Origin of the sequence: Phenylobacterium sp. (genome assembly GCF_024508875.1) — a bacterium.
In the GTDB taxonomy this organism is placed as follows: domain Bacteria; phylum Pseudomonadota; class Alphaproteobacteria; order Caulobacterales; family Caulobacteraceae; genus Phenylobacterium.
Map to the genome: position 1 here is coordinate 1 of NZ_JANINU010000136.1, position 15138 is coordinate 15138.

13 protein-coding genes and 1 tRNA gene are annotated in these 15138 nt (G+C 69.9%); 7 read left to right on the forward strand and 7 right to left on the reverse strand.

All coding sequences use genetic code 11. The features are described from left to right. On the reverse strand, positions 1–853 hold an 853-nt coding region (locus Q0L11_RS11550; protein WP_296597416.1), incomplete at its 3' end, for an FAD-dependent oxidoreductase. Positions 854–1194: 341 nt separating this feature from the next. Between Q0L11_RS11550 and Q0L11_RS11555 the strand changes: the two genes are divergently transcribed. Together Q0L11_RS11555 and Q0L11_RS11560 are read left to right on the forward strand one after the other, a co-directional pair. Next, complete coding sequence (locus tag Q0L11_RS11555) at positions 1195–1371, forward strand: hypothetical protein (RefSeq protein WP_296597417.1); 177 nt, start codon at positions 1195–1197, stop codon at positions 1369–1371. Between the two features lie 259 nt (positions 1372–1630). Beyond that, entirely contained in the window at positions 1631–2989 is a 1359-nt protein-coding gene (locus tag Q0L11_RS11560; protein ID WP_296597418.1) for a hypothetical protein, read from the forward strand. Between the two features lie 10 nt (positions 2990–2999). On the opposite strand, the gene Q0L11_RS11565 is transcribed toward Q0L11_RS11560, so the two are convergent. Both Q0L11_RS11565 and tig read right to left on the reverse strand, forming a co-directional pair. After that, positions 3000–4193: a pyridoxal phosphate-dependent aminotransferase gene (locus tag Q0L11_RS11565; RefSeq protein WP_296597422.1), complete on the reverse strand. Its 1194-nt coding sequence runs from the start codon at positions 4191–4193 to the stop codon at positions 3000–3002. Positions 4194–4421: 228 nt separating this feature from the next. After that, complete coding sequence (gene tig, locus Q0L11_RS11570; RefSeq protein WP_296597423.1) at positions 4422–5780, reverse strand: trigger factor; 1359 nt, start codon at positions 5778–5780, stop codon at positions 4422–4424. A gap of 200 nt (positions 5781–5980) precedes the next feature. Here tig and Q0L11_RS11575 point away from each other — a divergent pair. Then, positions 5981–6065, forward strand: a tRNA-Leu gene (locus Q0L11_RS11575). A gap of 63 nt (positions 6066–6128) precedes the next feature. Beyond that, positions 6129–7358 (forward strand): glycosyltransferase, encoded by a 1230-nt coding sequence (locus tag Q0L11_RS11580; protein WP_296597424.1) that lies wholly within the window; start codon positions 6129–6131, stop codon positions 7356–7358. 49 nt (positions 7359–7407) lie between these two features. Here the strand turns inward: Q0L11_RS11580 and Q0L11_RS11585 are convergent, their stop codons facing one another. The 4 genes from Q0L11_RS11585 to Q0L11_RS11600 all read right to left on the reverse strand — a co-directional run bounded on the left by Q0L11_RS11585 (position 7408) and on the right by Q0L11_RS11600 (position 10266). After that, positions 7408–7905, reverse strand: coding sequence for a contact-dependent growth inhibition system immunity protein (locus Q0L11_RS11585; RefSeq protein ID WP_296597426.1), 498 nt, complete (start codon positions 7903–7905; stop codon positions 7408–7410). A gap of 129 nt (positions 7906–8034) precedes the next feature. Next, a complete protein-coding gene (locus Q0L11_RS11590; RefSeq protein WP_296597427.1) occupies positions 8035–8361 on the reverse strand; it encodes a peptidase inhibitor I78 in 327 nt (108 codons plus the stop codon). Further along, a complete protein-coding gene (locus tag Q0L11_RS11595; RefSeq protein WP_296597428.1) occupies positions 8358–8816 on the reverse strand; it encodes a DNA polymerase III subunit chi in 459 nt (152 codons plus the stop codon). The genes Q0L11_RS11590 and Q0L11_RS11595 overlap by 4 nt, the downstream gene beginning before the upstream one ends. A 1-nt stretch (position 8817) precedes the next feature. Then, positions 8818–10266, reverse strand: coding sequence for a leucyl aminopeptidase (locus Q0L11_RS11600; protein WP_296597429.1), 1449 nt, complete (start codon positions 10264–10266; stop codon positions 8818–8820). Positions 10267–10393: 127 nt separating this feature from the next. Here Q0L11_RS11600 and lptF point away from each other — a divergent pair, with 127 nt between their 5' ends. The 3 genes from lptF (at position 10394) to Q0L11_RS11615 (ending at position 15098) form a co-directional block, all read left to right on the forward strand. After that, positions 10394–11530, forward strand: a complete 1137-nt coding sequence (gene lptF / locus Q0L11_RS11605) for an LPS export ABC transporter permease LptF (RefSeq protein ID WP_296597430.1) — start codon at positions 10394–10396, stop codon at positions 11528–11530. Continuing rightward, positions 11527–12630, forward strand: coding sequence for an LptF/LptG family permease (locus Q0L11_RS11610; RefSeq protein WP_296597432.1), 1104 nt, complete (start codon positions 11527–11529; stop codon positions 12628–12630). Before lptF ends, Q0L11_RS11610 begins: the two co-directional genes overlap by 4 nt. Positions 12631–12764: 134 nt before the next feature. Further along, entirely contained in the window at positions 12765–15098 is a 2334-nt protein-coding gene (locus Q0L11_RS11615) for an LPS-assembly protein LptD (protein WP_296597433.1), read from the forward strand. The last annotated feature ends 40 nt before the right edge of the window (positions 15099–15138 follow it).

The following is a 15138-nucleotide window of genomic DNA, read 5'->3' on the forward strand; positions in this document are numbered from 1 at the left end:
CCTTCTCCCAGGGGGACGCCTTCATCTCCTCGAAGCCCGAGCGGACGATCACCTTGACGTCCTCGCCGCCCAGCCGCCGCGAGGTGCGGCAGCAGTCCATGGCGGTGTTGCCGCCGCCCAGCACGATGACCCGCCGGCCGATCTTCTCGATGTGGCCGAACGAGACGTTGGCCAGCCAGTCGATGCCGATGTGGATGTTCGCCGCCGCCTCCTGCCGGCCCGGCAGGTCCAGGTCGCGGCCGCGCGGCGCGCCCGAGCCGATGAAGACCGCGTCGTAGTCCTCGGCCAGGAGGCCCTTCAGGCTGTCCACCCGCTGGCCCAGGCGCAGCTCCACGCCGCCCAGCCGGGTGACGAAGCCGACCTCCTCGTCGATCACCTCCTCGGGGAGGCGGAAGCGCGGGATCTGGCTGCGGATGAAGCCGCCGGCCTTGGCCTCGGCGTCGTACAGCACCAGGTCGTAGCCGAGGGTCGCCAGGTCTCGCGCCACCGTCAGCGAGGCCGGCCCCGCCCCCACCAGCGCCACCCGCTTGCCGTTCCGCGCCGCCGCCGGCTCGGGCATCCGGGCCAGGACGTCGCCCTTGTTGTCCGCCGCCACCCGCTTCAGCCGGCAGATCGCCACCGGCTCGTCCTCGACCCGGCCGCGCCGGCACGCCGGCTCGCACGGCCGGTCGCACGTCCGCCCCAGCACGCCGGGGAAGACGTTGGACTTCCAGTTGATCATGTAGGCGTCGGAGTATCGGCCTTCCGCGATCAGGCGGATGTACTCTGGGACGGGGGTGTGCGCCGGACAGGCGTACTGACAGTCGACGACCTTGTGGAAGTAGTCGGACTCAAGCTCACGCGTGCGCTGCAAAACTCGCTTCCTTCCCGGGACGCTCTACTCCCGGGGTCGAGAAGTCGAACTCTGCGACGTGCAGAGATGGCTCCGCGCCCCGACGCGGCGTTGAGAAGGCAGGTTACGTCCGGGCCGCTACGTAAGCCAACCGATTCCTGATCGCAGTTCACCGATTTCCGGTGCGCCAATCGCGGTGACCTTCGATCACCTCGGGGCCGCCGGGGCATGAACTTCCACACCAGAGTGTGATCGCCGCCGCCGCGTTTCGGGAACGCGGGCCATTGGCCGATGCGACAGGTAAATGATACCTTAAGTGCGGGAGAGGGCTCCGCCGAGGCGGGCCCCATGGGAGACGACCGATGGACATGCCTCAGGAACGCGTGCCCGAAACCGTGGCCGCCGCCTTCGAAGATCTGGACGCCGCCGCCTTTGCGCCGCTCGACCCGGCCGAAGCCCTGGACCTGCACCGCGCCATCAACGAGCGCCGCGCCCAGGTGGAGAACGGCGAAGCGCTGAAGCACCTGCGGTCGCTGTAAGGGCGCCGGCGGGCCGGCCTTAGACAGCCGCATTCACCTCCCCCGCAAAGCGGCGGGAGGGGACCCAGCGCCGCGGAGCGCGTGGTGGAGGAAACCTCATCCGCCACGCTTCCGCCGCCGATCGATCCACTGAGCTTGCAGCTCGCCTCCTCCTCCAGCCGCTCTTCGCCGCGGAGGCGCCGTAGCCTGACGCCGCCCACGCAGGATCTGCACGGCGGTGGTCTAACGGTCTGCGGCGCGGAGCGTGTGCGGGGAATCCATGTCGCCGATCGATGGTGTCTTGCTGGCGGGCCTGATCGGGGCGGGCGTCTGGCGGCTGGGGTGGCCCGGGCGCTGGCGGCCCGCGGGACCGTGGGCTTGCCTCGCGCTCGGAGCGTTGGCGGCGGTGCAGGTCGTCGTAGCCGGCTTCACGTGGCAGTTCGTCGGCGGGTACGCACTGCTGGCCGCCCTCGCCTTCCCCTGGCGCAGGGCGGGGCTTTGGAGCCGGCTCGCGGCGGGGGGCGGGCTGGCCGCGCTGATGCTGGTCGCACTGGCCCCCTGGGCGGTCCTCCCGGCGCCCGAACTGCCCAAGCCGCGCGGCCCGTACGCGGTCGCCTCGGCTGTCTATCGGTGGACGGACGCCGGCCGGGCCGAGCCCGCCACGCCGGACGCCGCCGACCGGCGCAACGTGATCGTCCAGGCCTGGTACCCCGCCGCAACGTCGAACGGGCGGCAGGTCGCGTACATCGACGGCCTGGGCCGGCTGCCGCCGACGGTGTACGGCCTGCCGCGCCTGCTGTTCGCGCGGTTCGGCCAGACCCGGACCCACGCCGTGGACGGCGCCCCGGTCTCGACGGCGCACCCCCGCTGGCCCGTGGTGATCTTCTCTCCGGGCTACGGCGCGCCCCGCGCCGTCTATGCCGGCCTGCTGACCGACCTCGCGAGCCGGGGCTACGTGGTGATCGCCCTCGACCATCCTTATGAGTCCGCCGTCGTGCAGCTCGCCGACGGAAAGGTCGTCGGCCCCGCGCCGCGCGCCGACGGCGGGGGCGTGCGCCACATGGAGCGGCAGGTCGTGGTGCGGGCCGCGGACGTCGCCTTCGTCCTGGACCGCCTCGAACGGGGGGACGGGCTGGGTCCGCTGTCCGGGCGGCTGGACCTTTCGCGCATCGCGGCGATCGGCCACTCGTTCGGCGGCGCGACGGCGGTGCTCGCCGCCAGCCACGACGCGCGCATCCTGGCCGCCGCAGACATCGACGGCATGCTGTACGGCGACGTACGCGCGCGAAACCTGCGCGGGCCGTTGCTGCTGCTGGAGAGCGAGGGGACGCAGGCGATGACGCCCTACGTGCGGGTGACGCGCGGAGTGATGGCCGAGGCGCCGGCCGGGGGCTGGCGCTACGCCATCGCAGGGTCGAACCACCTGAGCTTCACCGACGCCGAGCGGTTCCTGAGCGCGCCGGCCCGCTGGGTCGCCGCGCGCGTCCTGCGGGGCGAACGGGGCGCGGCCGGAACCCAGGCGGTGGCGGTCGACATCCTCGACGCTTTCCTGCGTGGGCCGCTGAAGGGCGAGCCGGGCGATGTCGCCGCCGCGGCCGCGCGAGGCGGCGGCGTGCGCGGCGGCCTGGGGCGACCGTAACGCTGGCAGGCTACAGGTTCAGCTTCACCACCGCGGCGTTGAACGCGTCCATTTCCGCGGCGGAGCCCACGGTGATCCGCGAGACGTTCGGCCAGATCGGCCAGGACCGCCCGATCTCGATGCCTTCCTTGGCGAACTGGGCCTGGACGTCCTTGGCCGGCTTCTTCCAGTCGACCATGAAGAAGTTCGCGCGGGGCGGGATGTAGCGGATGTTGCGCTTGTCCAGGAGGGCCAGGCTTCGGTCGCGCGCCTTCACCATCTCGGCCCGGCGCGCCGCGATGAGGTCGGCCTGCACCAGGCTCACCGCGCCGCAGACCACCGACGGGTTGGGCAGGGCGAAGCTGGCCATCATGCCGTCGTAGCGCATGGTCTTCATCATCAGGTCGGGCCGCGCCATGGTGAACGCCATCCGCATCCCCGCCATGCCGAAGAGCTTGGAGAAGGTGCGCAGGACGATGACGTCCTTGCCCTGCGCCACCAGGTAGCTGGCGGTCGGGGCGTCCGCGAAGTGGATATAGGCCTCGTCCACCAGCACGATCGACCCCGCGGGCTTGTTGGCCAGCAGCCATTCGATGTCGGCCAGGCCGGTGACCGTCGAGGTCGGATTGTTGGGCGTGCAGACGTAGTAGACGCCGGCGTTCGGATCGGCCGCCAGCATCGCCTTCACGTCGTGGGCGTAGTCCGCGGTGAGCGGAACCTCCGAGACCTTGGCGCCGATGTAGCGCGCGACGGAGGGGGCCAGCTCGAACGTCGGATTGGCGATCACCAGCCCGCGCGTCGGCGAGCAATAGGTCACGACGATCCGCGACAGCGGGTCGCTCGACCCGGCCCAGGGGATGATGTGGCTCGGGGGCGTCTTCTCGACCGAGGCCGCCGCATTCACGAAGTCGGCGCGCTGGGACCCGGTGTAGCGGTTGCCCGTGGCGACCGCGGCGGCGGCGGCCTTTGCGGCGGGCTCCAACGGGCCGGTCCAGCATTCGTTGGCGCCGATGCGGACCGTGGCCTTCGGCGGGGCCGCCTGGGAGGGCGCCTGGGCGAAGGCGGCGCCCGCCAGCCCGGCGGCGGCGGGGCCAGCCGTGAGCAGGGCCAGGACGCGCCCCAGCGACCGCCTCGAATACCCCCGGGACAGCAGATCGGCCTGGGCGTCATCGCTCAGGCCCGCCTCGACCAGATCCCCGTCGATGTCGGTGCGTTCGTTGTTCATGCCTCACCCCCACGTTCGTCGCGCCAGCGTGGCGCCGATCGGGCGGCAAAAGGCTTCCGTTCGCAACCCGGCGGGGGGTCATGCGCCGTTTGCCGCATTTGCGAGCGGTCACAACCTTGCGAGCCGCCGTGGCGAACACGCCCGAAGGCCGCAAGGAAAAGGCCCCGGACTCACGTCCGGGGCCTTCGTGCTGCTTCGACCTCGCCCGTTCGACGGGGCGCGCCGCGGTTACTCGCTGTAGCCGGCCGGCAGGTCGTCTTCCTTCATCAGCTCGTCCTTGCTGACCTTCTTCTCCTTGACCTTGGCCTTGGAGACGATGAGGTCGACGACTTTGTCCTCGAAGATCGGGGCGCGGAGCTGGGCCTGGGCGTTGGCGTTCTCGCGCAGCAGGTTGAACACCTGCTGGGCCTGCGGGCCGTACTTGATGGCCTCGCGGCGGATCGCCTCGTTCAGCTCCTGCTCGGTGACCTGGACGTTGTTGGTCCGGCCGATCTCGGCCAGCACCAGGCCCAGGCGCACGCGGCGCTCGGCGATCGTGCGGTATTCCTTCTGGAGCTGCTCCTCGGACTTGTCGGCGTCCTCGGGCGGGAGCTGGCCGGCTTCCTTGTCCTGCTCGACCTGCTGCCAGATCGTGGCGAACTCGGCTTCCACCATCTTCGGCGGCAGCGGGAAGTCGTGCTTGGAATCGAGCTCGTCCAGCAGCGCGCGCTTCAGCTTGAAGCGCGAGGCGCCGGCGTACTGTTCTTCCAGGTTGCCCTTGATGAGCTCCTTGAGCTTCTCGAGGCTGTCGAGGCCCAGGCGCTTGGCGAATTCGTCGTCGGCCGCCGAGTCCACCGGGGCGCGCACTTCCTTCACCTTGACCTCGAACTCGGCGTCCTTGCCGGCGAGGTTGGCTGCCTGATACTCGGCCGGGAAGGTCACCTTCACCACCACGTCGCTGTCCGGCTTGGCGCCGACGAGCTGGTCCTCGAAGCCGGGGATGAAGCTGCCCGAGCCCAGCACCAGCGGGGTGTCCTCGGCCGTGCCGCCCTCGAAGGCGACGCCGTCGATCTTGCCGACGAAGTCGATGAGGACCTGGTCGCCCTCCTTGGCCTTCACGGCCTTGCCGGTCTTGGGCTCGTAGGTCTTGTTCTGGCCGGCCAGTTCGGCGACGGCCTCGTCCACTTCCTTGTCGGTCGGCGTGTAGACCGGCTTGGTGAGCGACAGGCTGGCGCCGTCCACCGGCTCGAACTCGGGCATCAGGTCGATCGACAGCTCGAAGGCGAGGTCGGCCTTGCCGTCCATCACCGCCTCGATGTCGCCTTCCGGCTTCAGCTCGGGCTCGCCGGCGGGGCGCAGCTTGTTGTCGTCCAGCACCTTCTGGGTGCTTTCGGTCAGGCTCTGCTGGACCACCTCGCTCATCAGCGACTTGCCGTACAGGCGGCGAACGTGGGCCGGCGGCACCTTGCCGGGGCGGAAGCCCTTCACGTTGAGGGTCGGGGCGATCTCCTTGATCCGCGCTTCCAGGCGCTCGGTCAGATCGGCCACCGGGACCGTAACGCCGTAGACGCGGCTCAGGCCTTCACCAGACTTCTCAACGATTTGCATCGACATTCTCAAGTTTCCCGGACCCCGACGCCTCGTGCGCCGTGTCCGTCTCCAGGGCAAACAGGGAAGGCCGCCGGACAGGGCCCGGCGGCGCGAAGCGGCCCTTATGTCACGTGAGGGCGGCCGGTCCAAGCCCCCTGCCCGCCCCGTCCCCCTTGACGCCGGCCGCGCGGCCCGCGATGGCAGGCGCACTACCCCACGCGGATGTGGCGGAATTGGTAGACGCACTGGATTTAGGTTCCAGCGCCGCAAGGCGTGGAGGTTCGACTCCTCTCATCCGCACCACGGCCCCAGGGCCGGCGCCGACGGCGCGTGACAGGCGCGCGGCCTGCGGGCAGAAGACCGCCCATGTCGCGCGGCGTCCTCTTCGTCCACAACAACTTCCCCGGCCAGTTCGCGGACCTGGCGCAGGTGCTGCTGGCGCGCGGTGTGCCCTGTCTCGCCATCGGCCAGAACCACTCGCCCGGCCTGGAGGGCGTGAAGATCGCCCGCTACAGCCTGCCGCGCGGCTCGACGCCCGGCATCTTCCACCTGGCCACCCGCGCCGAGGCCGACCTGATCCGCGCCCGCAGCGCCTATGACGCGGCCCAGGCGCTGAAGGCCGAGGGCTGGGATCCGGCCGTCATCGTCGGCCACCCCGGCTGGGGCGAGATGACCTTCCTGTCCGAGGTGTTCCCGGGCGCGCGGACGGTGATGTTCGCCGAGTTCTACTACCACGGCCGCGGCTACGACGTGGGCTTCGACCCCGAGTTCGGCGCGGTCGACCTGGACACGATCCTGCGCGCCGACGCCAAGAACGGCACGATGGCCATGGCCTATGCCGACGCCGACGCCATCGTCGCGCCCACGCCGTTCCAGGCCGGCAGCCTGCCGCGCCGCTTCCGCGAGGACGTACGGATTATCCACGAGGGGGTGGACACCGACGCCATCCGCCCGGGTCCCGCCGAGCCGTTCGAACTGCCCGACGGGCGGGTGCTGGCGCCCGGAACGCCGGTGATCACGCACGTGAACAACCACATGGAGCCGCTGCGGGGGCTGCACATCCTGGCCCGCGCCCTGCCCCGCCTGCTGGCCGAGGTCCCGGACGCGCACGTGATCCTGATCGGCGATCCCAACCGCAAGCCGTACGGCGGGGCCGCGCCCGACGGAAAGACCTGGCGCGACGTCTGCTTCGAGGGGGTGGAGTACGACCCGGCCCGCGTCCACTTCCTGGGCCGGGTGCCGCACGCGCGGATGCTGGCGGCCATGCGGCTTGGCGTGGCGCACGTCTACTACACCTACCCGTTCGTGCTCTCGTGGTCGCTGTCGGAGTCGATGGCGCTGGGCTGCCACGTGATCGGCTCGGACACCGGCCCGGTCCGCGACGCCATCCAGGACGGCGTGAACGGCCGCCTGCTGCCGTTTTTCGACGTGGACGCGCTATCCCGGGCCCTGATCGACGCCTGCCGCGACCCGGAGGCCTCACGGCCGCTGCGGGCAGCGGCGCGAGCGACGGCCGAGCAGATGTTCAGCCGGGCGAAAGGCCGCGACGCGTGGATCGCGCTGCTGCGCGAGCTGGGCGTGAAGATCGGGGGCTGAGTCGCGTTGTGGCGGGGAGCCGGGGTCCGCTACCGCCCCCTAGGAGACCTCAAATCCCGGCAAGCCTCCGAGCCGTGGTTAGGTCGTCCGTCGCCTCCCGAAGCAATGTTCCATCGGGATCAAACGAGAACTCTTCCGCCATCCAGCTGAAGTCTACCCCGAGAAGCTTTCGGGTCTCCACGGGCGCAAACCGAAGTAGCTCCACGTGCGCTTTGAGCGCCATGCACATCAGATCGCCGGGGTACAGATCGCACTCAGCGCGCGGGTGACCGCTCAGGAATACGGCCACCGGCGCCGCGAGCCACTGCAGACCAAACTTTTGACCGACGAGAACGCGCGCCTGAGCACAGGTGAGCAGGTTCAGGGGAGTCGTCCAGGCTTTCGCCACCCGCCTCACCAGACCGGACGGGAACAAGCCCGCATCCACCAGTGAGCCGTCGCCACTCAGGCTTTCGAGCGTGGCGGACGGGAGCGCCATTTGGTCCGAGATGAACCCGGAGAGAACACAGTCTCCGACCACCTCTTCGAGTCGGCCTTCATCGTCCATACATCCAGCCAGCCATACGTGCGGTGAAGCTGGCCTCACGAATCTCCGCTCGCCCCCCCTCGCTGACATCCGCAAAGTCGGCTGGCGGTCGGACGCGGGGATCAGCCGCGCGCGCCTCACCAATTATCCCTACCCGCAACGGACCTGCCGGATGAGCCCCGTCCCCGCGTCGAAGAAGAAGTTCAGGCGGTTCGGGTTGAAGTCCATGGTGACGGCGCAGGTCGTGCAGGCGACGCGTTGCAGCTCGGGCTTCACCGGCACGGGGATCTCGGACTTCGGGCGGCCGACCAGGTGCTGGTAGTCGCCGGCGCGGCAGGCGTCGGCCGTCGGTTCCGGAGCGGGCGTGGCCGCCGGCGGGGGCGCGGGCGGCGGGGCGGTCGGGGCCGGCGCGGGCTCGGGGGTGGTGGAGCACGCGGCCAGGGCCAGCATGCCGAGAAGTGCGAGCCGCCCGATCATGCCTGCTTCTCCCATCCGCGCGCCTGCTGCTTCCAGTACGAGACCGGGAAGCCGCGCGCCTTCACAGCGCTCCACTGGGCCCGGGCGTTCCTGAGCTGGTCGTCGTCACCGCCGTCGAACAGCACGACGCAGCGCTTGAAGGCGTCCAGCTCGCCGGGCTCGGCCCCGTCCACCAGGAACAGGGCGTCGGCCGCGTTGGGGTTCTCGGTCCCGGTGGTCAGCAGGATCGGCTGGCGCGCCGCCCCCGCCTCGTCGGCGGGCGCGTGCGGCAGGAAGCTCTCGTCGCGATAGCTCCACAGCCAGCCGTCCAGGTGCTCGATGCGCTCGCCCACGGACGAGCGGACGATGGCCTTCCAGCCGCGCTGCAGCGTCTTCTCCAGCAGTTCCGGCAAGGCCTGGTCCAGCCCGGTGCGTTCCAGGTGGTAGAACCAGACCTCGCAGCGGCCTTCGGACACGTCAGCCCTCGTACTGGTCCTGCACCATGCGGTTCAGCAGGCGGATGCCGAAGCCGGTGGCGCCGTCCGGGATGGTGGGGACCGTCGACGGCTTCTTCCAGGCCGTGCCGGCGATGTCGAGGTGAGCCCACGGCACGCCGTTGACGTACTTCTGCAGGAAGAGCGCAGCGGTCACCGAGCCGCCCGGCCGGCCGCCGGTGTTCTTCATGTCGGCGATCATGGAGTCGATCTGCTTGTTGTAGGCGTCGGGCAGCGGCATGCGCCACAGGCCCTCGCCCTCGGCCTTGGCGGCGTTCAGCAGGTTGCCGGCCAGGGTCTCGTCGTTGGCGTAGCAGCCGGCCAGGTCGTTGCCGATGGCGATGATGATCGCGCCGGTCAGGGTTGCCAGATCGACCATGAACTTGGGCTTGAAACGATCCTGGCAGTACCAGAGCGCGTCGGCCAGCACGAGGCGGCCCTCGGCGTCGGTGTTCACCACCTCGATCGTCTGGCCCGACATCGACGTCAGGACGTCGCCCGGACGGTAGGCGTTGCCGTCGGGCATGTTCTCGACCAGGCCCAGGATGCCGACGGCGTTCACCTTGGCCTTGCGGCCGGCCAGCACGTGCATGAGACCGGCCACGGCGCCCGCGCCGCCCATGTCCCACTTCATGTCCTCCATGCCCTCGGCCGGCTTGATCGAGATGCCGCCGGTGTCGAAGCAGACGCCCTTGCCCACGAAGGCGACCGGCTGGGCCGACTTGTCGTCCGCCCCGTTCCAGCGGATCACCACGAGCTGGCTCTCGCGGATGCTGCCCTGGCCCACGGCGAGCAGCGAACCCATGCCCAGCTTGGCCATCTCGGCCTCGCCGAGGATCTCGACCTCCAGGCCCAGGGTCTCCAGCGCCTTCACGCGCTTGGCGAATTCGGCCGGGTAGAGGACGTTCGGCGGCTCGGAGACGAGGTCGCGGGTGAAGCTGATCGCGTCGGCCAGGTCGGCCAGGGGCGCGAAGGCGGCGAGCGCGGCGTCCGCCTCGGCCGTGATGACCCGGGTCATCGCCACCGACGGCTTCTTATCCGCCGGTTCCTTGGTGCGATATTTGTCGAAGCGATAGGCCGCGAGGCGGACGCCCAGGGCGGCGTGGGCGGCCAGCTCGGCGCCGCCGGCGCCCTCCACCACCAGCGCCTCGAGGCCCGAGGCCTTCACCGCGTTGTAGGCCGTGGCGGCCGCGTGCTCGGCGCCGATCGCGTCGAAGGCATCCCGCTTGCCGGCGCCCACCAGCACGAGGCGGGCGGCGTCCACGCCCTGCGGCGCCAGGATGTCGAGCGTCTGGCCCTTGCCGCCGGTGAAACGGCTGGCGGCGACCGCCTGGGCGACGGCGCCGTCGTGCGCCTCGCCCTCGAAGACGATGCGGGCCACCGCGGACTTGGCGGGGGCGGCCGCGCCGGGGGCGACGAATTCGATATCCATCGGTACTCTCTCTGAAGGCTCGATCATGCGCGCCCACGGTCCAGTTGTGTGGCGCGGCGACGCATGGTTTAGAACAGGTCCGCCGCCGGGGCGCGTCTAATTCTCCGGACTATCCGTTTTTCGCAAGATGCGCCTGATCGACCGATATCTTCTTCGCCAGCTCCTGGGGCCGGTCGTCCTGGCGACCCTGGCGCTGACGGCGGTCGCCCTGCTTTCGCAGAGCCTGGCGGGCCTGGACCTGATCGTGAACCAGCGCCAGAGCGCGCTCGTGTTCCTGAAGGTGACGCTGCTCTACATGCCGCAGCTCATCAACCTGATCCTGCCGATCGCCGTCTTCGTGGCCGCGCTGGTCGCGCTGAACCGACTGCACACCGAGCAGGAGATCGTGGTCTGCTTCGCGGGCGGCATGAGCCGCTGGCGGGTGATCTCGCCGGCCATGCGGCTGGCCTGCACCATCGCCTTCCTGGCTCTGCTGATGAACATCTTCGTCCAGCCGCTGTGCTTCCGGGCGCTGCGCCAGGAGCTGTTCGAAGTGCGCACCGACCTGGCCGCGACGCTCGTCCGGGAGGGCGAGTTCACCGAGCCGGCCCCCGGCCTGACCGTCTATGCCCAGAGCGTCGACGGCCAGGGCAACCTGCGCAACCTGTTCATCCACCAGATCAAGCCCGACGGCGGCACCACCACCTACACCGCCGAGAAGGGCCGCGTGGGCCGTGCGCAGGGCCGGCCGGTGCTGTTCATGACCAACGGCTCGAACCAGGAGTTCTCGGGCCGGGGCGTGCTGAACTACCTGACGTTCAACGAATACGTCTTCGACCTGGCGCCGCTGGCGAACTCGGACGAGCTGATCCACTACAAGCCGTCCGACCGCTACCTGCACGAGCTGTTCTTCCCGGACCTGCAGCAGGACTGGGAGCGGCGGAACCGGCTGGAGCTGCTGGCCGAAGGCAACGCCCGCCTCGCCTCGCCGCTCTACAACATCGCGTTCATGGCGCTGGCGCTGGCCGCGATCATCGGCGGCGGCTTCTCGCGGCTCGGCTACGGGCGGCGGATCGTGGTGATCGGCGGCATCGCGGCCCTGGTCCGCCTGGCCGGGTTCCTGATCCAGTCGGCCTGCGAGGACAGCGCCTGGCTGAACATCGCCCAGTACGCCGTGCCCGTGCTGTGCATCTGGGGCGCCATGGCGGCGATCTTCCGCCAGAAGGTCAGCCGGCGCATCGACATCACCCGCCCCCGCGCGGCCCTGGCCGGAGCCAAGGCATGACGGGCGTCGGCCGCATCGAGCGCTACGTCGTCGGCTACCTGTTGCTGGGCGTGCTGACCTGGCTGGCGGTGATCTCCTCGGTGGTGATCCTGATCCAGTTCGTCGAGCTGACGGGCCAGGTGGGCACCCGCGCGGACGTGGGCGCCGACAGCATCCTGGGCCTGACGCTGCTGCGCGTGCCGTCGCTCATCCAGATCCTGCTGCCCTTCTGCTTCCTGTTCGGCGGCATCAGCGCCTTCGTCGGCCTGAACCGGCGCAGCGAGCTCGTCGCCATGCGCGCCGCCGGCATCTCGGCGTGGCGGTTCATCCTGCCCTCGGCGATCGCGGCCTTCGTCCTGGGCGTGGTGGCCGTGGGCGCCGTCAACCCGTTGGCCGCGATGCTGAACGCCCGCTTCGAGGCGGAACGCGCCCGGATGATGGCGAACTACCTGGGCAACCGACCCGAAGACATCTGGCTGCGCCAGGGGGACGACACCAGCCAGATCGTCATCCACGCCAAGGCGCGCGACACACGGCGCGGCGCGGTCAGCCTGCGCGGCGTCTCGCTGTTCATCTACGAGAAGAACGACGCCGGCACGCCGGTCTTCCGCCGGCGGCTGGAGGCCGGCGAGGCCACCCTGATGCCCGGCTTCTGGCGGCTGAAGGACGTGCGCGAGGCCACCGCGGGCGACTCGTCGATCCGCTCGGACAGCCTGTCCATCCGCTCGACCCTCGACTCGGAGGCGGCCATGGAGAGCCTGGCCTCGCCCGAGGCGATCGCGTTCTGGCGCCTGCCCAAGGCGATCGAGCTGACCGAACAGGCCGGCTTCTCGGCCTCGGGCTACCGGCTGCGGCTGCACCAGTTGCTGGCGACGCCGCTGCTGTTCGCGGCCATGTCGATCCTGGCGGCCGCCTTCTCGCTGCGGCTGGCCCGCCTCGGCGGGCTGGCGGGCCTCGCCGGCGCGGGCGTGGCGCTGGGCTTCGTGATGTTCTTCTTCAACCAGTTCGCCGGCGCCCTGGCCAAGGCCGACATCATCCCGCTGTTCGCCGCCGCCTGGGCGCCCGCGGTCGTCGCGCTGCTCGCTGGCGTGACGCTGCTTTGCTACACCGAGGACGGTTGAATCGGCTCGCCACTTTTGGCGCGCCGTTGCGCCAAACCGGTTTCCACTTCGTCGGGATGCGGTATGCATCGCAGGCCTGACACAATACACGCCGCCGGCGCGGGGTTACGCGCCAGAGGGGAACGAGAGGGTTGATGAGTCCGCGCCGGCGTACGCCGCGAACCGCAGGCAAGCGCGCCCTCCTGGCGGGCGCCGCGATCGCCTTCCTGTGGACCGTCCCGGGTCATGCCCAGACCCCTGCCGCCAAGCCGCCAAGCGCGGACGGGCTGCAGAAGGACGAGATGTACATGGAGGCCGACGAGGTCGTCCGGAACGACGACCAGGGCGTCACCACGGCCAACGGCAACATCGAGGTCCGCTACAACGGCCGCACGCTGCGGGCCGACAGGCTGGTCTACGACGACAAGTCGGGGGTGATCCGCGGCTACGGCCACATCGTCATCATCAACGACGACGGCTCGTTCGAATACGCCGACGAGCTCGTCCTCGACGACGAGATGCGCGCCGGCGTGGCGCTCGGCTTCTCGGCGCGCCTGCAGGACAACGTCAAGATCGCCGCGGCCAGCGCCGCCAAGCGCAACGAGGACGTCGAAGAGCTCAACAAGGCGATCTACACGCCCTGCGAGATCTGCGCGAAGGATGGCTCGCCGCGTACGCCCACCTGGTCGATCGCCGCCGAGCGCGTGGTGCGCGATAAGAAGCGCCGGATCGTCTACTACCGCAACGCGCGTTTCCGCCTGTTCGGGGTTTCCGTGGCCTATCTGCCGGTGTTCTGGCACGCCGACCCGGCGGCCGACCGCACGTCGGGCTTCCTGGTGCCCAAGGCCTCGGTCTCGGACCGCCGGGGCGTGTCTTACGAGCAGCCCTACTACTGGGCGTTCTCGAAGTCGGCCGACCTGATCGTCAGCCCGCAGATCAACTCGAAGATCGCCCCGTTCTTGAACGGCGAGGTGCGCAAGCGCTTCTATTCCGGCGAGGTCGACGTCCGCTTCGGCTACACCCACGCCCGCGACTTCGACGGCAAGGGCAACGAGATCGCCGGCACCAGCACCGACCGCAGCTACATCCTGGGCCGCGGCGCCTTCCAGATCGACGACAAGTGGCTGTGGGGCTTCACCGCCGAGCGCTCGTCCGACGACCTGATCTTCGACAAGTACGAGATCGGCAAGGTCTACGTCAGCCGCGGGCCCTACGTGGCCGACGACCGGCGGCTGATCTCGCAGCTCTACGCGATCCGCCAGGACGACCGCTCGTACTTCTCGGTGGCGGCGATGAGCATCCAGGGCCTGCGCCCCAGCGCCGTCGATCCGGTGACCGGGTTCGCGAAGGGCGAGAACGACCGCGTCTTCCCGGTCATCGGCCCGCTGATCGAAGGCCACTACGAGCCGGCCCCGAACGTGCTGGGCGGCCGCCTGCGGGTGCACACCAGCGCCGTGGTCCTGAGCCGCGAGCAGTCGCAGACCGACCTGACCCAGCGCCTGCCCGGCCTGGACAGCGCCCGGGCCACGGGCGAGGTGGACTGGCGGCGGACCTTCACGTCCACGGGCGGCCTGCGGTTCGAGCCGTTCGTGAACCTGCGCGCCGACGCCTATCGACTGGACGACATCCTCACCGGCGTCGGTTCGTCGACGCGCAGCGACAACATGACCCGCGGCCTCGCCACCGGCGGCGTGGACATCAGCTATCCGTTCTTCAAACGGACCAAGGACGCCTCCATCATCCTGGAGCCGGTGGTCCAGGTGGCCGCCTCGCCCGACGCCAAGCAGGTCGTCATCGGCCGCAACGCCACGACCGGCGAGAAGGTCTACCTGAACGAGGACAGCGTCGCGTTCGAGTTCGACGAGACCACGCTGTTCCGGCCCAACAAGTTCCCGGGCTACGACCTCTACGAGGACGGCGTGCGGGTGAACATGGCCGGCCGCGCCACGGTGATGTGGGACGACGGCCGCCGCGCCAACTTCCTGCTGGGCCGCAGCTTCCGAGCGGACGAGAACGACGTCTTCACCGACCGTTCTGGCCTGCGCACCAAGGCGTCGGACTGGATCGTCGCGGCCGACGCCCAGCCGATGCGCGGCGTCTCGATGTTCGCCCGGGCGCGGCTCGACAACTCCAGCCTCGACATCCACCGCCTCGAGGCCGGGGCCAACGTCTACAACAAGCACGGCAACGGCTTCGTCCGCTACCTGACCGACGACTTCGACATCAACGGGGTGAAGCGCGAGAACCTCGACCTGGGCGGCGAGATCTACCTCGGCAAGAACTACGGCGTCAGCTTCTACGGCAACCGCGACCTGAACCAGGATTCCTGGGTCATCCGCGACGTTGGGGTGTTCTACCGGGACGACTGCCTGCGGGTGGATGTGATCTATCGCCGCGAAGACACGATCGTCGGTCGACTGCTGCCCAGCGAGTCCGTATCTGTCCGCCTAACGCTCGCCACATTGGGCGGCTCATTCAATGGCCGCTAGCATGGCGACGAACGTGCGCCCTACTCAGGAAGTCTCTGCT